Source organism: Enterobacter sp. V89_11, from assembly GCF_029967775.1.
GTDB classification, from domain to species: Bacteria; Pseudomonadota; Gammaproteobacteria; order Enterobacterales; family Enterobacteriaceae; genus Enterobacter; species Enterobacter ludwigii.
The window spans coordinates 79,395-98,688 of the sequence record NZ_JASCAN010000014.1 but is presented as its reverse complement, the minus strand read 5'-3'; the positions used below and the strand labels follow the sequence as shown (position 1 = coordinate 98,688).

19 protein-coding genes and 1 tRNA gene are annotated in these 19,294 nt (G+C 55.1%); 5 read left to right on the top strand and 15 right to left on the bottom strand.

Features of this window, described 5'->3' with window-relative positions; genetic code table 11:
• Window positions 1-148 precede the first annotated feature (148 nt).
• From QLG09_RS12455 to QLG09_RS12445, 3 genes are all read right to left on the bottom strand, one after another.
• Window positions 149-222, bottom strand: a tRNA-Gly gene (locus tag QLG09_RS12455).
• Between the two features lie 80 nt (window positions 223-302).
• Entirely contained in the window at window positions 303-1,043 is a 741-nt protein-coding gene (actS, locus tag QLG09_RS12450; protein ID WP_049023373.1) for an amidase activator ActS, read from the bottom strand.
• Window positions 1,025-1,180: a hypothetical protein gene (locus tag QLG09_RS12445; RefSeq protein ID WP_153852832.1), complete on the bottom strand. Its 156-nt coding sequence runs from the start codon at window positions 1,178-1,180 to the stop codon at window positions 1,025-1,027. The genes actS and QLG09_RS12445 overlap by 19 nt, the downstream gene beginning before the upstream one ends.
• Before the next feature lie 25 nt (window positions 1,181-1,205).
• Between QLG09_RS12445 and idi the strand changes: the two genes are divergently transcribed.
• Window positions 1,206-1,748 (top strand): isopentenyl-diphosphate Delta-isomerase, encoded by a 543-nt coding sequence (gene idi / locus QLG09_RS12440; protein ID WP_014171506.1) that lies wholly within the window; start codon window positions 1,206-1,208, stop codon window positions 1,746-1,748.
• A gap of 39 nt (window positions 1,749-1,787) precedes the next feature.
• Here the strand turns inward: idi and lysS are convergent, their stop codons facing one another.
• The 5 genes from lysS to xerD all read right to left on the bottom strand — a co-directional run bounded on the left by lysS (window position 1,788) and on the right by xerD (window position 7,876).
• Window positions 1,788-3,305 carry a lysine--tRNA ligase gene (gene lysS / locus QLG09_RS12435; protein WP_044866096.1) on the bottom strand — a complete coding sequence of 506 codons (1,518 nt, stop codon included), beginning with the start codon at window positions 3,303-3,305 and terminating at the stop codon, window positions 1,788-1,790.
• A gap of 9 nt (window positions 3,306-3,314) precedes the next feature.
• Window positions 3,315-4,413, bottom strand: a protein-coding gene (gene prfB / locus QLG09_RS12430) for a peptide chain release factor 2 (RefSeq protein WP_104440355.1) whose coding sequence is annotated in 2 segments (ribosomal slippage) — window positions 3,315-4,337 and window positions 4,339-4,413 — 1,098 coding nt in all. Because the reading frame shifts where the segments join, the coding sequence is not laid out codon by codon here.
• Window positions 4,414-4,503: 90 nt separating this feature from the next.
• On the bottom strand, window positions 4,504-6,237 hold the full coding sequence (gene recJ, locus QLG09_RS12425) for a single-stranded-DNA-specific exonuclease RecJ (RefSeq protein ID WP_044866092.1): 1,734 nt from the start codon (window positions 6,235-6,237) through the stop codon (window positions 4,504-4,506).
• 5 nt (window positions 6,238-6,242) lie between these two features.
• On the bottom strand, window positions 6,243-6,956 hold the full coding sequence (gene dsbC / locus QLG09_RS12420; RefSeq protein ID WP_020883731.1) for a bifunctional protein-disulfide isomerase/oxidoreductase DsbC: 714 nt from the start codon (window positions 6,954-6,956) through the stop codon (window positions 6,243-6,245).
• A 23-nt stretch (window positions 6,957-6,979) separates the two neighbouring features.
• Window positions 6,980-7,876, bottom strand: coding sequence for a site-specific tyrosine recombinase XerD (gene xerD / locus QLG09_RS12415; protein WP_014171511.1), 897 nt, complete (start codon window positions 7,874-7,876; stop codon window positions 6,980-6,982).
• Window positions 7,877-7,977: 101 nt separating this feature from the next.
• Here xerD and fldB point away from each other — a divergent pair, with 101 nt between their 5' ends.
• Window positions 7,978-8,499: a flavodoxin FldB gene (fldB, locus tag QLG09_RS12410; protein ID WP_014171513.1), complete on the top strand. Its 522-nt coding sequence runs from the start codon at window positions 7,978-7,980 to the stop codon at window positions 8,497-8,499.
• 6 nt (window positions 8,500-8,505) lie between these two features.
• On the opposite strand, the gene QLG09_RS12405 is transcribed toward fldB, so the two are convergent.
• Together QLG09_RS12405 and sdhE are read right to left on the bottom strand one after the other, a co-directional pair.
• Window positions 8,506-8,916: a protein YgfX gene (locus tag QLG09_RS12405; protein ID WP_014171514.1), complete on the bottom strand. Its 411-nt coding sequence runs from the start codon at window positions 8,914-8,916 to the stop codon at window positions 8,506-8,508.
• Entirely contained in the window at window positions 8,897-9,163 is a 267-nt protein-coding gene (gene sdhE, locus QLG09_RS12400; RefSeq protein ID WP_003863437.1) for an FAD assembly factor SdhE, read from the bottom strand. Before sdhE ends, QLG09_RS12405 begins: the two co-directional genes overlap by 20 nt.
• Before the next feature lie 294 nt (window positions 9,164-9,457).
• Here sdhE and ygfZ point away from each other — a divergent pair, with 294 nt between their 5' ends.
• The gene (gene ygfZ, locus QLG09_RS12395) at window positions 9,458-10,438 is read left to right on the top strand and encodes a tRNA-modifying protein YgfZ (RefSeq protein ID WP_079231695.1); all 981 of its coding nucleotides are present in this window, start codon (window positions 9,458-9,460) and stop codon (window positions 10,436-10,438) included.
• 110 nt (window positions 10,439-10,548) lie between these two features.
• On the opposite strand, the gene QLG09_RS12390 is transcribed toward ygfZ, so the two are convergent.
• Window positions 10,549-11,208, bottom strand: coding sequence for a hemolysin III family protein (locus QLG09_RS12390; RefSeq protein ID WP_282488947.1), 660 nt, complete (start codon window positions 11,206-11,208; stop codon window positions 10,549-10,551).
• 266 nt (window positions 11,209-11,474) lie between these two features.
• Here QLG09_RS12390 and QLG09_RS12385 point away from each other — a divergent pair, with 266 nt between their 5' ends.
• Both QLG09_RS12385 and bglA read left to right on the top strand, forming a co-directional pair.
• Window positions 11,475-12,206: a MurR/RpiR family transcriptional regulator gene (locus QLG09_RS12385; protein ID WP_020883729.1), complete on the top strand. Its 732-nt coding sequence runs from the start codon at window positions 11,475-11,477 to the stop codon at window positions 12,204-12,206.
• 116 nt (window positions 12,207-12,322) lie between these two features.
• A complete protein-coding gene (gene bglA, locus QLG09_RS12380; protein WP_020883728.1) occupies window positions 12,323-13,756 on the top strand; it encodes a 6-phospho-beta-glucosidase BglA in 1,434 nt (477 codons plus the stop codon).
• A gap of 36 nt (window positions 13,757-13,792) precedes the next feature.
• Here the strand turns inward: bglA and QLG09_RS12375 are convergent, their stop codons facing one another.
• The 4 genes from QLG09_RS12375 to gcvT form a co-directional block, all read right to left on the bottom strand.
• Window positions 13,793-14,536 carry an SDR family oxidoreductase gene (locus QLG09_RS12375; protein WP_025203278.1) on the bottom strand — a complete coding sequence of 248 codons (744 nt, stop codon included), beginning with the start codon at window positions 14,534-14,536 and terminating at the stop codon, window positions 13,793-13,795.
• Between the two features lie 75 nt (window positions 14,537-14,611).
• Window positions 14,612-17,485 (bottom strand): aminomethyl-transferring glycine dehydrogenase, encoded by a 2,874-nt coding sequence (gcvP, locus tag QLG09_RS12370; RefSeq protein ID WP_282488946.1) that lies wholly within the window; start codon window positions 17,483-17,485, stop codon window positions 14,612-14,614.
• Window positions 17,486-17,610: 125 nt separating this feature from the next.
• Window positions 17,611-18,000: a glycine cleavage system protein GcvH gene (gene gcvH / locus QLG09_RS12365; protein WP_134179559.1), complete on the bottom strand. Its 390-nt coding sequence runs from the start codon at window positions 17,998-18,000 to the stop codon at window positions 17,611-17,613.
• A 23-nt stretch (window positions 18,001-18,023) separates the two neighbouring features.
• Window positions 18,024-19,118, bottom strand: coding sequence for a glycine cleavage system aminomethyltransferase GcvT (gene gcvT / locus QLG09_RS12360; RefSeq protein WP_020883724.1), 1,095 nt, complete (start codon window positions 19,116-19,118; stop codon window positions 18,024-18,026).
• Window positions 19,119-19,294: the final 176 nt, after the last annotated feature.

Sequence of the window (19,294 nt, the reverse complement as noted above, 5' to 3'; positions counted from 1 at the left end):
AGTTATCATGTCATCTCACCGTGTAACTTAGCGTGACAGTTACCAGGGGCGGATCATAATGGTAGAACCCATAGGCGACTAAAAATAGGTAACTATTTAATTTGCTGATAGAGAAGGATTTAAAGGGCTTCTTCAGAAAGGGAGAGACTGGAGCGGGCGAAGGGAATCGAACCCTCGTATAGAGCTTGGGAAGCTCTCGTTCTACCATTGAACTACGCCCGCTTTGAGGTGCGTAAGGCATTATAGACCTTACGCCTCTTCATACAAGCCTCTTTGCAACTAAATGGCGATTATATAATCACTTAGCACTTTGGCTTACTGCCTGGCGCCGGAAGATAACGCTGCGGATCGATGGCTGTGGCGCGATAGCGGATCTGGAAGTGTAACTTCACCGAGTCCGTGCCAGTACTGCCCATGGTGGCAATCTTCTGCCCAGCCTTCACATTCTGCCCGTTGTTCACCAGCATCGTATCGTTGTGGGCATAGGCAGTGATGTAATCTTCCCCATGTTTAATCATGATCAGGTTACCGTAACCGCGCAGCTGGTTGCCGACGTAGACCACCTTCCCTGCCCCTGATGCATAGACTGGCGTGCCGCGCGCAGCAGCGATATCAATGCCTTTATTGCCCCCCTCAGACAAGGAGTAAGGCGACACGACTTTGCCGCTGGCAGGCCAGACCCAACAACGCTGGCCGACCGGAGGCCATGAGGACTGCGGCACCGCGTAAGACGGCGTCACTTTAGCTGTTTTACCTTTAGAGGATTTCTTCGTTGAAGACGCGCCACCGTTAACCTTCAGTTTCTGCCCCACCTCGATGGTGTAGGGTGGAGAGATGTTATTCAGACGCGCCAGATCCTTCACGCTGGTCCCCGTTGCGCGCGAAATCCGATACAGCGTATCCCCGCGCTTAACGGTATAGACCGCACCGGAATAGCTGCCCATATCCGACGACTTGCTTCCTGAACAGCCTGCCAGTAATAGCGTCAGCGTCAGACAAAAAACGGCGGTAATGGGATTTCTCGTCAGGCTTCCTGCAAACAAAACAGATCCTCGGTCAGCGTGAATGGCGCACTATGATACCAGCCCAGACTGATATGGGTCAGCCCTTTTCCGCTCTTGAGAGCAAACGGCGCATGGAGGAATGCAGTATAATGCAGCTGCTGATGGTGCTGAGCCATCCGCATCGTTGGCACTGGAGCATCAATGAGTATTCAAGAACACGTTATTTTGGTAAATGACCAGGGAATGGTGATTGGCACTCAGGAAAAGTACGCCGCGCACACCGCCCACACCCCGCTGCACCTGGCTTTCTCATCGTGGCTTTTTAACGCCAGAGGTGAGTGTCTGGTTACCCGACGCGCCTTAAGCAAAAAAGCCTGGCCAGGGGTCTGGACCAACTCCGTTTGTGGACATCCTCAGTCTGGTGAAAAGACGGAACAGGCTATCATCCGCCGTTGCCGCTTTGAGGTTGGCGCGGAGATCGCCAATATCACCCCCATCGCCGCTGAATTCCGTTACCGTGAAGCCGATCCTTCGGGGATCGTGGAGAATGAGATTTGCCCGGTATTCGCAGCACGCGTCACCAGCGAACTGCATATTAATCACGATGAAGTGATGGAGTATGAATGGGTCGAACTGGAAGCGTTGTTCCGCGCACTGGACGCTGCCCCCTGGAGCTTTAGCCCGTGGATGGTGCAGGAAGCGACGGTCGCCCGCGACGCGCTCAGGGCCTTCGCGGCGCAATAAAAAAGCCCCTTTCGGGGCTTTTTTTACTGTCTTAACGGCTTACTTCACCGGGCGCATCGCCGGGAACAGGATCACATCACGGATGGTGTGGCTGTTAGTGAACAGCATAACCATACGGTCGATACCAATCCCCAGACCTGCGGTTGGTGGCAGACCGTGCTCCAGCGCAGTCACATAGTCTTCGTCGAAGAACATCGCTTCGTCATCGCCCGCCGCTTTCGCGTTAACCTGATCCTGGAAGCGCTGAGCCTGATCTTCTGCATCGTTCAGCTCGCTAAAGCCGTTGCCGATTTCGCGGCCACCGATGAAGAACTCAAAGCGGTCAGTGATTTCCGGGTTCACATCATTACGACGTGCCAGCGGAGAAACTTCTGCCGGGTATTCGGTGATGAAGGTCGGCTGAATCAGGTGCGCTTCGGCCACTTCTTCGAAGATCTCGGTCACGATACGGCCCAGACCCCAGCTCTTCTCAACTTTGATACCGATGCTTTCCGCGATCGCTTTCGCAGAGTCGAAGTTATCCAGATCGGCCATGTTGGTTTCTGGACGGTATTTCATGATCGCTTCGCGCATGGTCAGTTTTTCAAACGGCTTGCCGAAGTCGAAGACTTCTTCACCGTAAGGCACTTTAGTGGTGCCCAGAATGTCCTGCGCCAGGGTACGGAACAGTGATTCGGTCAGCTCGATCAAATCTTTATAATCCGCATACGCCATATAGAGTTCCATCATGGTGAACTCTGGGTTATGACGCACGGAGATGCCTTCATTACGGAAGTTACGGTTGATTTCGAACACGCGGTCAAAACCACCGACGACCAGACGCTTCAGGTACAGTTCCGGCGCGATACGCAGGTACATGTCCAGATCGAGGGCGTTGTGATGGGTGATGAACGGACGTGCAGACGCACCGCCCGGGATCACCTGCATCATTGGGGTTTCCACTTCCATAAAGTCGCGGTTAACCATGAACTGGCGGATACCGGCCATGATCTGAGAGCGAATCTTGAAGGTCTTACGGGATTCATCGTTGGAGATGAGATCCAGGTAACGCTGACGGTAGCGCGCTTCCTGATCCTGCAGGCCATGGAATTTGTCCGGCAGCGGGCGCAGGGCTTTGGTCAGCAGACGCAGTTCGGTGCAGTGGATAGACAGCTCACCGGTCTTGGTTTTGAACAGCTTACCTTTCGCCCCCAGGATATCGCCCAGGTCCCACTTCTTGAACTGCTCGTTGTAGATGCCTTCCGGCAGGTCGTCACGGGAGACGTACAGCTGAATACGGCCGCCAACGTCCTGCAGCGTCACGAAGGAGGCTTTACCCATGATACGACGGGTCATCATGCGGCCAGCAACGGCCACTTCAATGTTCAGCGCTTCCAGCTCTTCGTTCTCTTTACCGTCGAAGTCAGCGTGCAGTTGGTCTGAGGTATGGTCACGACGAAAATCGTTCGGGAACGGCACGCCCTGCTCGCGCAGTGCTGCCAGCTTCTCGCGGCGGGTTTTCAGTTCGTTATTAAGATCGACTACCGCGTCAGCGCCCTGTGCTTGTTGTTCAGACATGTTGGTTCCTCATAACCCTGCTTTCAAACTTGCTTCGATAAATTGGTCCAGGCTGCCGTCCAGCACCGCCTGCGTGTTACGGGTTTCAACCCCGGTACGCAGGTCTTTGATGCGGGAGTCATCAAGGACGTAAGAACGGATCTGGCTGCCCCAACCGATGTCAGATTTGTTATCTTCCATCGCCTGTTTCTCAGCATTTTTCTTCTGCATCTCCAGCTCATAAAGCTTCGCTTTCATCTGCTTCATGGCCTGGTCTTTGTTCTTATGCTGGGAGCGGTCGTTCTGGCATTGCGTCACCAGCCCGGTTGGAATGTGGGTGATACGCACCGCAGATTCCGTACGGTTAACGTGCTGACCACCCGCGCCGGATGCGCGGTAAACGTCGATACGCAGATCCGCCGGGTTGATGTCGATATCGATATCTTCGTCAACTTCCGGATAGACAAACGCGGAGCTGAAGGAGGTGTGACGACGGCCGCCGGAGTCGAACGGGCTCTTACGCACCAGGCGGTGAACCCCCGTCTCGGTACGCAGCCAGCCGTAGGCGTAATCGCCAATAATCTTGATGGTGACAGATTTAATACCGGCCACTTCACCTTCAGACTCTTCGATGATTTCGGTTTTGAAGCCGCGGGCTTCCGCCCAGCGCAGATACATGCGCATCAGCATGCTGGCCCAGTCCTGGGCTTCGGTACCGCCAGAACCTGCCTGAATATCGAGATAGCAGTCAGCGTTATCGTATTCACCGGAGAACATGCGACGGAATTCAAGCTGTGCCAGCTTCTCTTCGAGCACGTCGAGTTCAGCCACGGCTTCGTTAAAGGTTTCTTCGTCGTCAGCTTCGACGGCCAGCTCCAGTAAACCGGAAACATCTTCCAGCCCCTGAGCCATTTGATCCAGCGTATCTACGATAGCTTCGAGAGAGGAACGCTCTTTACCCAGCGCCTGCGCGCGTTCAGGTTCGTTCCAGACGTCCGGCTGTTCCAGCTCGGCGTTTACTTCTTCAAGACGCTCTTTCTTGGCATCGTAGTCAAAGATACCCCCTAAGAACGTCAGAGCGCTCCGTGAGGTCCTGAATACGGTTTTTTACCGGATTAATTTCAAACATGGTCTGTTTTCTTTTATGGACTTGTCAAAATGCGGTGATAAGAGCGGGATTGTACCGAATCCACGCCCTTTTTTATAGAGATTACTGCCGCTAAATTGGCCAGATATTGTCGATGATGATCTGAAGGGTGCGGTTACCGCGGAACTCGTTTATATCCAGTTTGTAAGCCAGCTCAACTTCGCGCACGCCGTTGTCCGGCCAGACAGCGGTATCGACGTTAAAGGCAATACCGTCCAGCAGCGGGCCACCGCCTACAGGCTCGACCATCACTTTCAGATGGCGCTCACCAACAATGCGCTGTTGCAGCAGACGGAAGCGGCCATCGAACAGGGGTTCCGGGAACATCTGCCCCCACGGCCCTGCATCCCGGAGCATCTGTGCCACTTCCATCGTCATCTCAACCGGCGTGAGTTCGCCGTCGGAAACCACTTCGCCCTGCAGCAGGGCCGGGTCAATCCAGTCGGTGACCAGCTCGCCGAACAGACGCTGGAACTCGTCGAACTTCGCCTCTTCCAGCGACAAACCTGCCGCCATGGCATGGCCGCCGAACTTGAGCATCAAACCCGGGTAGAGGGTATCCAGACGCTCCAGCGCATCGCGCATGTGCAGCCCCTGAATCGAACGCCCGGAGCCTTTGAGGGTGCCATCACCAGCCGGTGCAAACGCAATGACCGGGCGGTGGAAACGCTCTTTAATACGCGAAGCCAGAATGCCCACCACGCCCTGATGCCACTCAGGGTGATACATCGCCAGGCCGCCCGGCAGCGTATCGCCGCTGCGTTCCAGTTTTTCGCACAGGGTCAGCGCTTCAACCTGCATTCCCTGTTCAATTTCTTTACGGGTCTGGTTCAGGGCGTCCAGCTCATTAGCCAGCACGCGCGCTTCACCAATGTTGTCGCACAGCAGCAACGCGACGCCAACGGACATGTCGTCCAGTCTGCCGGCCGCGTTCAGACGAGGCCCCAGGGCGAAGCCCAGATCGCTTGCCGCCAGCTTGAGCGGATCGCGGTTAGCAATCTCAAGCAGCGCTTTGATACCGGGACGGCATTTGCCCGCCCGGATGCGGCTTAAGCCCTGCCAGGTCAGAATACGGTTATTGGTATCGAGCGGCACCACGTCTGCGACGGTCCCCAGTGCGACCAGGTCGAGATACTCGGCCAGGTTCGGCACGGCAATACCGCGGGCGTCGAACCAGCCCTTATCACGCAGCAGCGTGCGTAACGCCAGCATCAGATAAAATGCCACGCCGACGCCTGCGAGTGATTTCGACGGGAAATCGCAGTCGCGCAGGTTCGGGTTGATGATCGCTTCCGCGGCAGGCAGCGTTTCACCCGGCAGGTGGTGATCGGTAACCAGCACCGGGATCCCCAGCTGATGCGCATGATCGACGCCCGCATGGGAAGAGATCCCGTTGTCTACGGTCAGGATCAGCTGTGCACCGCGGGCATGGGCCTGATCGACCACTTCCGGGCTGAGGCCGTAACCATCTTCAAACCGGTTCGGCACCAGATATGTCACGTTGTCGCAGCCCAGCGCGCGCAGGCTCAGCACGCTCAGCGCGGTACTGGTTGCGCCATCAGCATCAAAATCCCCCACCACCACAATGCGCGTACCTTCACACAGCGCGTTGTAGAGTATTTCTGTGGCTTTTTCGATGCCGTTTAACTGCTGCCATGGCAACATCCCTTTAACGCTGCGCTCAAGATCGGCGGCGGTACGCACGCCACGGCTGGCGTATAGCCGCTTTAGCAGCGGCGGGAGGTCGTCTGGCAAATCAGCATGTTCAACCGCCTCGCGGCGGCGCAGTTTTATTGGGGCTTTCACGCGAATTATTTACCACCAAACTGTTTCTGGTGCGCGTCGAGGAACTCTTTCATCTCTTTAGGTCCCTGATAACCCGGAACAACATAGCCGTTGCTCAGGACAATCGCTGGCGTACCGTTCACGCCAAACTGCACACCCAGCGCGTAGTGGTTAGCGATATCAATGTCGCAGGATGCAGGCTGCACGCCTTTGCCATTCATCGCGTCATCAAAGGCTTTGTTGCGGTCTTTCGCACACCAGATAGCTTTCATATCCTGCTCTGGCTTGCTCTCAACGCCCGCGCGCGGGAAGGCCAGATAACGCACGGTGATCCCCAGCGCGTTGTAATCTTTCATCTCTTCATGCAGCTTATGGCAGTAGCCACAGGTGATGTCGGTGAAGACGGTAATGACGTGTTTTTCCTGCGCCGCTTTATAAACGATCATCTCTTTTTCGAGCGCGTTCAGGTTTTTCATCAGCAGCTGGTTGGTTACGTTGACCGGCTGTGCACCGCTCACGTCGTACATTGGCCCCTGAATAATGTGTTTTCCGTCTTCGGTCACGTACAGCACGCCGCTGTTCGTCAGAACCGTTTTCATGCCGGCAACCGGTGCAGACTGGATATCACTGCTGGTGACGCCAAGCTTCGCCAGAGACTGTTTGATAGCGGCGTCATCCGCATGGGCAAAACCGGTAAATGAGGCTGCCAGCAGGGTGAACAGCGCGAAAGACTTTTTCATATAAGATCCTAATTCGTCGGCACTCACGCTCGTGGGTGGTGCTGTTGGTGTAGCTGCCGCAGCCGTTCCGTCGCGACATGGGTATAAATTTGGGTCGTGGAAAGATCGCTGTGTCCCAGCAGCATCTGCACCACGCGCAGATCGGCGCCGTGGTTCAGCAGATGCGTCGCAAAGGCATGACGCAAAACGTGTGGCGAAAGCTTTTCACTGTCGATACCCGCCAGTGTGGCGTAATGTTTGATGCGATGCCAGAACGTTTGCCGCGTCATCTGTTGTGCGCGCTGGCTGGGGAACAAGACGTCGATTGAAGCGCCATTAAGCAACCATGGACGACCGTGCTCCAGATACGTTTCCAGCCAGTACACCGCCTCTTCACCCAGCGGCACCAGCCTTTCCTTGTTTCCTTTACCGATTACGCGAACCACGCCCTGACGAAGGCTAATGTCGCTCATCGTCAGGCCGACCAGTTCAGAAACACGCAAACCGGTAGCATACAATAGCTCAAGCATGGCTTTATCGCGTAACTCCAGCGGCAGGTCAACTGCGGGTGACTGTAATAATCTCTCAACTTGTGCTTCGCTGAGATCTTTCGGCAGCCGCTGCGGGAGTTTCGGGGAGGCCAGGAGCGCGCTGGGATCGTCTTCGCGAATTTTCTCACGGTTGAGGTGCTGGAACAGCCGACGCATTGCGCTGAGCAAACGTGCGGAACTGGTGGCCTTGTAGCCCCCTTCCATCCGCTCGCCCAGCAGCGCCTGCAGGTCGTCGCTTTGTGCGTTCGCCAGCGACAGCCCGCGGTGCGCCAGCCACTCCACCAGCATGGTGAGATCGCGCCGGTAGGCACTGAGCGTATTCTCGGCCAGGTTCTTCTCCAGCCACAGTGCATCGAGAAACTGTTCGATGAGTGCGAGATCCTTTTCCACATCAGCCCCTTTGATTCTGCAGTCAGGCCATTATGCCTGATTGCTACCGGTTTCTGGTACACTACGCACAAAGTCAAAGCAAGAATTGAGATAGTCACGCGATGAATATTGGTCTGTTCTATGGTTCCAGCACCTGCTACACCGAAATGGCGGCAGAGAAAATTCGGGACATCATTGGCCCGGAACTGGTGACGTTGCATAACCTGAAAGATGACGCGCTTACGCTGATGGAGCAGTACGACGTGCTGATCCTCGGCATCCCGACCTGGGATTTCGGCGAAATACAGGAAGACTGGGAAGCCATCTGGGACCAGCTTGATACGCTTAACCTCGACGGCAAAATCATTGCCATGTACGGCATGGGAGATCAGCTGGGTTACGGTGAGTGGTTCCTGGACGCACTCGGCATGCTGCACGACAAACTGGCACCGAAGGGCGTCACGTTTATCGGTTACTGGCCAACCGAAGGGTACGAGTTCACCAGTAAGAAACCGATTATTGCCGATGGGCAGCTGTTTGTCGGGCTGGCACTGGATGAAACCAACCAGTACGATCTCAGCGATGAGCGCCTGCAAAGCTGGTGTGAGCAGATTCTGGGCGAAATGGCAGAACAGTTCAGCTAACGCGAATTACTCCTGCGTCAGCTGCTGTAATAACATCCGACGCAGGTCTCGCCACTCAGCGCTATCCATACTGTCCGCGGCCAGCCACAGATGCTGGCGACGCCCGCTGTCCACGCTACGTAGCCGCAGCATCATGCCGGAAGCGATCATCCAGGGCATACCGAGAATTTCCCACTCTTTTCCCTGCCAGCGCAGGCGGGAATCCATCAGTAATTTGATCTCCCCCTGACGGGCATGAATGCGGCGCTGGCTGCGCACGCTGTCAAACACCACAAACGACAGCAACAGCAGCCACAGAGGCGTATAGCTAAGCGGCCACGGCATCAGTAACACAAAGGCCGCGACCAGGCCGTGGAGCAACAACGACATCCACTGCGAGCGCCACGAGACGCGAAGGTCAGATTGCCACAGGACCACGTTCCTGATTCCGTGTTTGAATTAATTGCACCATCCGTTGCAACTCGGTGTCGGCGGGTTTGCCGTGATTCATCAGCCAGTTAAATAAATCAGGATCGTCAGACTCAAGCAGGCGAACAAACAGACGCTTATCATCATCGCTTAAGCTGTCATACTCATATTCGAAGAAAGGCATGATGGAAATATCAAGTTCACGCATGCCGCGACGGCACGCCCAGTGAATACGGGCCTTGTTGTTAATATCCATGTTCTGTTTCCTGCATTACGTTTGGCACAGTCGGCACCCCGTCCAGTGTTCTTGATTTCTCTGCGGGGACACCAGCTAGTGTAACGTGTTTTTGACCGTTTCTTTACTGGAATATTGCGAACCACGAGCGCGCTTCCACAATAAACCCTATAAAGACAGCGGATTACACTATTTTGCGTGGCGCTACGCATAACCGGGTTATGGCACAAATGGCCTGTTGAAAGCGCTTGCAATGCCAGCAGGCTCTTTTACCATTAGGCATTATCAAAGCGTTAAGCAATTCAGGATATCGTTATGGCCTTTACACCATTTTCTCCTCGCCAGCCCGCCGCCTCTGCGCGTCTGCCGCTGACGCTTATTACTCTTGATGACTGGGCGCTGGCGACACTCACCGGTGCAGACAGCGAAAAATACCTGCAGGGCCAGGTAACCGCCGACGTCAGCCAGATGGACGAACACCAGCATCTGCTGGCCGCACACTGCGATCCAAAAGGGAAGATGTGGAGCAACCTGCGCCTGTTCCGTCGCCAGGAGGGTTTTGCCTTTATTGAGCGCCGCAGCCTGCGGGACGCGCAGCTCACCGAGCTGAAAAAATACGCGGTCTTCTCAAAAGTCACTATCGCCGCGGATGATGAACACGTTCTGCTGGGCGTGGCAGGCTTCCAGGCCCGTGCGGCGCTGAAAAATCTGTTCAGTGAACTCCCGGATGCCCAGAAACAGGTCGTCAGCGAAGGCGCAACGTCTATCCTGTGGTTTGAACACCCGGCGGAACGCTTTCTGTTAGTCACGGATACCGCGACCGCCGAACGCGTCACCGAGGCGCTGCGCGGTGAAGCCCAGTTTAATAACAGCCAACAGTGGCTGGCGCTGAACATTGAAGCCGGGCTGCCGGTGATTGACGCCGCAAACAGCGGGCAGTTCATTCCTCAGGCCACCAACCTGCAGGCGCTGGGTGGCATTAGCTTTAAGAAAGGGTGCTATACCGGCCAGGAGATGGTGGCACGCGCCAAATTCCGCGGAGCCAACAAACGCGCACTGTGGACCCTGGCGGGCCACGCCAGCCGCGTGCCTGACGCTGGTGAAGATTTAGAGCTGAAGATGGGCGAGAACTGGCGCCGTACCGGCACGGTGTTAGCCGCAGTTCAACTGGATGATGGCCGCCTTCTGGTTCAGGCCGTCATGAACAACGATATGGAAGCCGACAGCGTGTTCCGCGTGCGTGACGATGCCAATACACTGAGCATTGAGCCACTGCCGTATTCGCTGGAAGAGTAAGGCGTCATTGCCCGGCGACGAGATAAAAAAACGGTAACCTGACGGTTACCGTTTTTTTTTGCTTACTCTCACGAAGAGAGGGCGGAGGCAAGAAGATCAACGTCCTGAAATTAAACATGTCCCACATAGAGATAAATCGCTAAAAAGTGGCACACGCTACCGCCCAGCACAAACCCATGCCAGATAGCATGATTGTACGGGATACGCTTGCAGACATAGAAAATGACGCCCAGCGAGTAGACGATGCCCCCAACGGCCAGAAGCGTCACGCCCCCTACCGCCAGCTTGATCGCCAGTTGATAAACCACAATCAGCGAAAGCCAGCCCATCGTGAGATAGGTCACCAGCGACAGCACCTTAAACCGGTGCGCAATGGTCAGCTTAAACAGGATCCCCAGCAGCGCCAGGCTCCAGATAACAATCATCAGGCCACGCGACAGCGGCGAGTTAAGACCCACCAGCAGGAAAGGCGTGTAGGTCCCTGCAATAAGAAGATAGATAGCGCAGTGGTCGAATTTCTTGAGCCAGATCTTGGCCCGTTGATGCGGGATAGCGTGGTACAGCGTCGACGCTAGGAACAGCAGGATCATACTCCCGCCATACAGACTGTAGCTGGTAATGGCCATTGCGCTGGCATTCGTATCCACCGCCTGCACCAGCAATAACACTAAACCGACAATCCCAAAAACCAGGCCAATACCGTGGCTAATACTGTTGGCTATTTCCTCAGCCAGCGAATATCCCTGTGCAATTAATGGTCTGCTCACCATACAAAACTCCGGGAAAACTAACGATGAATATTCATCACCTGCCTATGCTAACTGAGAATGATTCCAGTGAACACCTGTTAGCTAAAATAATTTCACAAACATAATTTTTATCTATAAATCATGAACATAAACAAATTATTCACCTAACATTTGTTCACATTAAAATTTAATCATTAAGAATCAAGGGCATAAAATTGGATCCTGCCGACTTGCTGCATGTTATGATGGATAAATGATGTCTGAATGAGAGTTTCGCCATTGTGAGTATGTTCACCCACGCCGCCATTGCCAGTCTCAATAATCTGGAAATGATGGTCTACAACTATGTCATTAAAAATCGTGACAAAGTCATGTACATGACCATCCGCGAGCTGGCGGATGCGGCCGGCGTCTCAACGACCACTATCCTGCGCTTTTGCCGCAAACTCAACTGCGAAGGCTACTCCGAATTCCGCGTGCGCTTTAAGCTCTATTTAGAGCAGAACGAACCTCAGCAGGCAAATTTTGGTGCCAGTGAAATTATCAGCTTCTTTAAAGGCGTTAATAACGAAGAGTTCGATGCTTTATTAGATGAGGCGGTCGATATTATTTTATCCTCCGAACGTATTATATTTGTCGGTGCGGGCACGTCTGGCTCGCTGGCAAAATATGGCGCACGCTTCTTTTCGAATATCGGTAAATTCAGCAACCACATCGACGATCCTTATTTCCCGGTCACCAATGATATGGCTAAAAACGCGCTGGCGATTGTGCTGTCGGTATCCGGTGAAACCGAAGAGATCCTGCGCTTTGCCAGCCAGTTTAGCCTGCATCGCTGCAAAGTGCTCTCCATTACCAGCCACGAGCACTCGCGCCTGGCAAAGCTCGCGGACTTTAACCTCTCCTGGCATGTCCCTCAGATGCGGATAGGCGGCGTGTACGATATCACCACACAAATACCCGTCATCTATATTCTCGAATCGCTTGGCCGGAAACTGGCGAAGAAACTGACAGAATAAAACACCCTGTTTTTTCGATGTGACAAATTACATTTTCAGCGAATTGTTATATCGTGACATTTAATTCCGCTTTGCTAGACTCGAACGCAATATGTCATTTACTGAGAATAGCAGCGATGAAAAAACTTACCCTACCAAAAGACTTTTTATGGGGCGGCGCAGTGGCCGCTCACCAGGTTGAAGGCGGCTGGAACAAAGGCGGTAAAGGGCCGAGCATCTGCGATGTCTTAACGGGCGGTGCGCACGGCGTGCCGCGCGAAATCACGCAGGAAGTCGTGCCGGGGAAATACTATCCGAACCACGAAGCTATCGACTTCCATGGCCATTACAAAGAAGACATCAAGCTGTTTGCTGAGATGGGCTTTAAATGCTTCCGCACCTCTATCGCCTGGACGCGCATCTTCCCGAAAGGGGATGAAACACAGCCGAATGAAGAAGGCCTGAAGTTCTACGACGACATGTTCGATGAGCTGCTGAAATACAATATTGAACCGGTCATTACCCTCTCCCACTTCGAAATGCCGCTCCACCTGGTGCAGGAGTACGGCGGCTGGACCAACCGTAAAGTGGTGGATTTCTTTGTGCGCTTCGCGGAAGTGGTGTTTGAGCGCTACAAAAATAAGGTCAAATACTGGATGACCTTTAACGAGATCAACAACCAGCGTAACTGGCGTGCGCCGCTGTTTGGCTACTGCTGCTCAGGCGTGGTTTATACCGAGCATGACAATCCGGAAGAGACCATGTACCAGGTGCTGCACCACCAGTTCGTTGCCAGCGCGCTGGCGGTGAAAGCGGCGCGTCGCATTAACCCGGAAATGAAAGTCGGTTGTATGCTGGCAATGGTGGCGCTCTACCCGTTCTCCTGTAAACCAGAGGACGTGATGTTTGCACAGGAATCCATGCGTGAACGCTATGTCTTTACCGATGTCCAGCTGCGCGGTTACTACCCATCCTATGTGCTTAATGAATGGGAACGCCGTGGCTTCACCATCCATATGGAAGCGGGTGACGAGGAGATCCTGCGTGAAGGCACCTGTGACTATCTGGGCTTCAGCTATTACATGACCAACGCCGTGAAAGCGGAAGGCGGTACTGGCGATGCTATCTCAGGCTTTGAAGGCAGCGTACCGAACCCGCATGTGAAAGCCTCTGACTGGGGCTGGCAGATTGACCCGGTGGGTCTGCGCTATTCCCTGTGCGAACTGTACGAGCGTTACCAGAAACCGCTGTTTATCGTGGAAAACGGCTTTGGCGCCTACGACAAAGTAGAAGAAGACGGCAGCATCAATGATGACTACCGCATCGACTACCTGCGTGCGCACGTGGAAGAGATGATGAAAGCCGTCACGTATGATGGTGTGGATCTGATGGGTTATACCCCGTGGGGCTGCATCGACTGCGTGTCGTTCACTACCGGCCAATACAGCAAGCGCTACGGCTTTATCTATGTGAACAAGCACGACGACGGTACCGGCGATATGTCACGCTCGCGGAAAAAGAGCTTTAACTGGTATAAAGACGTGATTGCCAGCAACGGCGAGACGCTTTAACGCTTTTCTCTTCTCCCCGATGGGGAGAGGAGATGTTTATTTCCCACCCGCCAGTTCAATAAAACTTCCCGTCACATACGAGGCTTTCTCGCTCAGCAGCCAGACAATCGCCTGCGCCACCTCTTCCGGCTGACCGCCACGCTGCATAGGCAGCATGGATTTGACCCTATCCACCCGGCCCGGCTCACCGCCAGATGCATGAATCTCGGTGTAAATCAGCCCGGGACGCACGCAGTTTACGCGGATCCCTTGCGCTGCCACTTCCAGCGATAATCCCGTCGTCAACGAATCGACAGCACCTTTGGACGCGGCGTAATCCACATATTCACCCGGAGCACCGAGGCGCGATGCCGCGGATGACACGTTCACGATCGCGCCGCCTTTGCCACCATGTCTGAACGACATGCGTTTTACCGCTTCGCGGCAGCAGAGGAAATAACCGGTCACGTTCGTGGCTAACACGCGGTTGATCCGTTCAGCGGAGAGGTGTTCAATCGTGGATTGTTCAAACAGGATCCCGGCGTTGTTCACCAGTGCGGTAAGCGGTCCGGCTTCACGATCGATACTGTCGAACATTGCCAGCACCTGAGCTTCATCACTGATATCTGCACGCACGGCAAAAGCGGTGCCCCCCGCGTCGGTAATCATCGTGATCACATCCGTCGCGGCTTTAATGTTGTGGTGATAGTTCACCGCCACGGTGTAGCCTTCGCGCGCCAGCTGCAGCGCGGTGGCTTTACCAATACCGCGGCTGGCGCCGGTGACCAGTGCAATTGCCATCTATGTCTCCTTATAAAAAAAGCCGGGTAGCGTTAACGCTGACCCGGCCTGTAACACGTTATAACCGCGGAACGATTACTGGTATTCGCTCATTGGCACACACGAGCAGAACAGATTACGGTCACCGTAGACGTCATCGAGACGTTTCACGGTCGGCCAGTATTTGTTTGCTATGCCAGCCGGGAACACCGCCTGCTCACGGGTATAACCGTGCTCCCACCCGGAGACCAGCTCATTCTGGGTGTGCGGTGCGTTAACCAGCGGGTTATCGGCCAGCGTCCACTCGCCGGCTTTCACGCGGTCGATTTCAGCGCGGATAGCCAGCATCGCGTCAATAAAGCGGTCCAGCTCAACTTTGCTTTCAGACTCGGTGGGTTCAACCATCAGCGTACCCGCCACCGGGAACGACATGGTTGGCGCATGGAATCCGTAGTCAATCAGACGCTTAGCAATATCCAGCTCGCTGATACCTGTCTCTTCTTTCAAAGGACGGATATCGAGGATGCACTCGTGCGCCACGCGACCATCACGGCCCGTGTAGAGCACCGGATACGCTTCTTTCAGACGCGTTGCGATGTAGTTAGCATTGAGGATAGCCACCTGGCTTGCCTGCTTCAGCCCTTCCGCGCCCATCATGCGGATATACATCCAGCTGATGGGCAGGATTGAGGCGCTACCGAATGGTGCCGCAGAGACCGCGCCCTGACGGGTCAACATGCCTTCAATCTGCACTACGCTGTGGCCTGGGACAAACGGCGCCAGGTGTGCTTTCACACCGATTGGGCCCATACCCGGACCACCACCGCCGTGTGGAATACAGAAGGTTTTATGCAGGTTCAGGTGCGACACATCCGCGCCGATAAAGCCCGGAGAGGTAATGCCAACCTGTGCGTTCATGTTCGCACCGTCGAGATAAACCTGACCGCCGAACTGATGGACCACTTCACACACTTCACGGATGGTCTCTTCGTACACACCGTGGGTGGACGGGTAGGTCACCATGATGCAGGAGAGTTTTTCGCCCGCCAGCTCGGCTTTCGCACGCAGATCGGCCAGGTCAATGTTGCCGTTCTTGTCGCAGGCCACCACCACCACTTCCATACCCGCCATCTGGGCAGACGCCGGGTTGGTGCCATGCGCAGAACTTGGGATTAGGCAAATATCGCGATGCCCTTCATTGCGGCTTTCGTGATAGTGACGAATTGCCAGCAGGCCCGCGTATTCCCCCTGCGCCCCGGAGTTTGGCTGCATGCAGAGTGCATCGTAACCGGTCAGCTTCACCAGCCAGTCGGAGAGCTGGTTGATCATCAGATGGTAACCTTCGGCCTGCTCTGGTGGGCAGAACGGGTGCAGCTCGGAAAATTCAGGCCAGGTGATTGGGATCATCTCTGCCGCAGCGTTCAGCTTCATGGTGCAGGAGCCCAGCGGGATCATCGCCTGGTTCAGCGCCAGGTCTTTGCGCTCCAGAGAGTGCATATAGCGCATCATCTCGGTTTCGCTGTGGTAGAGATTGAACACCGGGTGAGTCAGGATCGCATCATCACGCAGCATGCTTTCCTGGATAGAGCGGCTGTCGAGCGCGACATCTTTATCAAGCGTATCAATATCCAGGCCGTGTGCATCGCCCAGCAAGACGTTAAACAGGTTAACGATATCTTCGCGGGTAGTGCTTTCATCCAGGGTAATGCCTACCGCGTTATGGATGTCGCTACGCAGGTTGATCTCTGCCGCGTCAGCACGAGCCAGCACCGCGGCTTTGTCAGCCACTTCAACACACAGCGTGTCAAAGTAATGGGCGTGGCGCAGTTTCAGGCCTTTCTGCTGCAGACCACAGGCCAGAATATCCGCCAGACGGTGAATACGGCTGGCAATGCGTTTCAGGCCAACCGGACCGTGGAAGACAGCGTACAGGCTGGCGATATTGGCCAGCAGGACCTGCGAGGTACAGATGTTGGAGTTCGCTTTCTCACGACGAATATGCTGCTCGCGAGTCTGCATTGCCATGCGCAGCGCGGTGTTACCGGCGGCATCTTTCGAAACGCCGATGATACGGCCAGGCATGGAGCGTTTGAATTCATCTTTTGCGGCAAAGAACGCCGCATGTGGGCCGCCGTAGCCCATCGGGACACCAAAGCGTTGTGCAGAACCGAAAACAATATCCGCGCCCTGTTTACCTGGAGCCGTCAGCAGGACCAGCGCCATAAAATCAGCCGCGACGCTGACAACCACTTTGCGGGCCTTCAGCTCAGCAATCAGTGCGCTGTAGTCGTGAACGTCGCCGGTGGTGCCGACCTGTTGCAGCAGCACGCCAAACACATCCTGATGATCGAGGACTTTGTCGGCGTCGTCGACAATCACGTCAAAACCAAAGGTTTCGGCACGAGTACGAACCACATCAAGCGTTTGCGGATGCACGTCCGCTGCCACGAAGAAGCGGTTGGCATTTTTCAGTTTGCTCACGCGCTTCGCCATTGCCATTGCTTCGGCGGCGGCGGTGGCTTCATCCAGCAGTGAAGCGGACGCGATATCCAGGCCGGTCAAATCCAGCGTAACCTGCTGGAAGTTCAGCAGCGCTTCCAGACGGCCCTGAGAAACTTCTGGCTGATACGGGGTGTAGGCGGTGTACCAGCCCGGGTTTTCCAGCATATTACGCAGAATAACCGGGGGTAACTGCACGTTGGTGTAGCCCATGCCAATGTAAGACTTATAGCGCTTGTTCAGGCCGGCAATCGCCTTCAGCTCCGCCAGAGCGGCGAATTCAGTGGTGGCTTCACCCACCTGAGGCGGCGTGGCAAGCTGGATGTCTTTTGGCACAATCTGGCCGATCAGTGCATTTAATGAATCCGCGCCAACTGTCTTCAGCATCTCCTGCTGTTGCTGAGCATCCGGCCCAATGTGACGTTCAATGAAGGCGCCACGGTTTTCAAGCTGGCTTAAAGTCTGTGTCATGAGCGATGGTTCCTGAAACGTGCAGTGAATGTGTTTTCTCCCTCTCCCGGAGGGAGAGGGCTGGGGTGAGGGTGTCGTCTGTTCCCCTCACCCTACCCTCCCCCCAAAGGGGAGAGGGTTAAGGCTTACTCGTTTTCTAACAGCGCTTCGTACGCGGTGGCATCCAGCAGCGCGGCGACCTGCGATTCGTTGCTGGCTTTGATCTTGAAGATCCAGCCGCCTTCATAAGGCTCGCTGTTCACCAGCTCCGGGGAGTCGCTCAGGGCGTCGTTCACGGCAACAATTTCACCGCTTACCGGGGCGTAGATATCAGAAGCCGCTTTAACGGACTCGGCCACGGCGCAGTCATCGCCTGCTTCCACGGATGCGCCGACTTCAGGCAGGTCAACAAACACCATGTCGCCCAGCAGCTCCTGCGCATGCTCGGTGATCCCTACGGTGTAAGTGCCGTCCGCCTCTTTGCGCAGCCACTCGTGTTCTTTGCTGTATTTCAGTTCTGCTGGCACATTGCTCATTGAAGTTCTCCTGATAAAAATGATTAGGCGACCGGCTTACCGGCGCGAACAAAAATCGGTTTGGTCACGTTGACCGGCATTTCACGGTTGCGGATTTGCACCACTGCCGTTTCGCCAATGCCCGCCGGAACACGCGCCAGTGCAATACTGTAGCCCAGCGTCGGGGAGAAGGTACCGCTGGTGATCACGCCTTCACGCGGGTTACCGTCAGCATCTGTAAAACGCACCGGCAGCTCGCCGCGCAGCACGCCTTTCTCGGTCATCACCAGGCCAACCAGCTGTTCAGTGCCCTTTTCACGCTGCATTTCCAGCGCTTCACGGCCAATAAACTCACGGTCAGCCGGTTCCCAGGCGATGGTCCAGCCCATGTTGGCCGCCAGCGGTGACACGCCTTCATCCATCTCTTGCCCGTAGAGGTTCATACCGGCTTCCAGACGCAGCGTATCGCGCGCGCCCAGACCTGCCGGCTTAACGCCAGCTTCCACCAGCGCACGCCAGAAATCGGCGGCTTTCTCATTCGGCATGGCAATTTCATAGCCCGCTTCACCGGTGTAGCCGGTGGTCGCGATAAACAGATCGCCCGCCTGTACGCCGAAGAACGGCTTCATGCCGTCGGTGGCTTTACGCTGCTCATCGCTGAACAGAGAGGCGGCTTTAGACTGCGCGTTCGGCCCCTGTACGGCGATCAGCGACAGATCATCGCGGACGGTGATGTCGATGGCGTAAGGTTCAGCGTGTTGGGTAATCCAGGAGAGGTCTTTTTCGCGGGTGGCGGAGTTTACAACGAGGCGGAAGAAATCTTCAGAGAAGTAATAGACGATGAGGTCATCAATTACGCCGCCGGAGGCATTTAGCATGCCGGTATAGAGCGCTTTGCCTGGCGTCTTCAGTTTGGCGACGTCGTTTGCCAGCAGATAACGTAAAAACTCCCGGGTGCGGCTGCCATGCAGGTCGACAATTGTCATGTGTGACACGTCGAACATACCGGCATCGGTGCGCACCGCGTGGTGCTCATCAATCTGCGAGCCGTAGTGCAGCGGCATCATCCAGCCATGGAAGTCCACCATGCGTGCGCCGCATAACACGTGTTGTTCGTACAAAGGAGTCTGTTGAGCCATCTTTTCCTCGTTGAATAAGCAGGGCTGTCTTGCGTTTCGCACACCTGAACAGTGCCACGAAACCCGGCGCCGCGATCGCTTTCTGGACCCCGACGCAAACGTTCTCTTTTACCTGAACTTACCACCGAAACCGGCGATTAACCATAAGGTAAAACGGGTCATCACATTAGCTTATG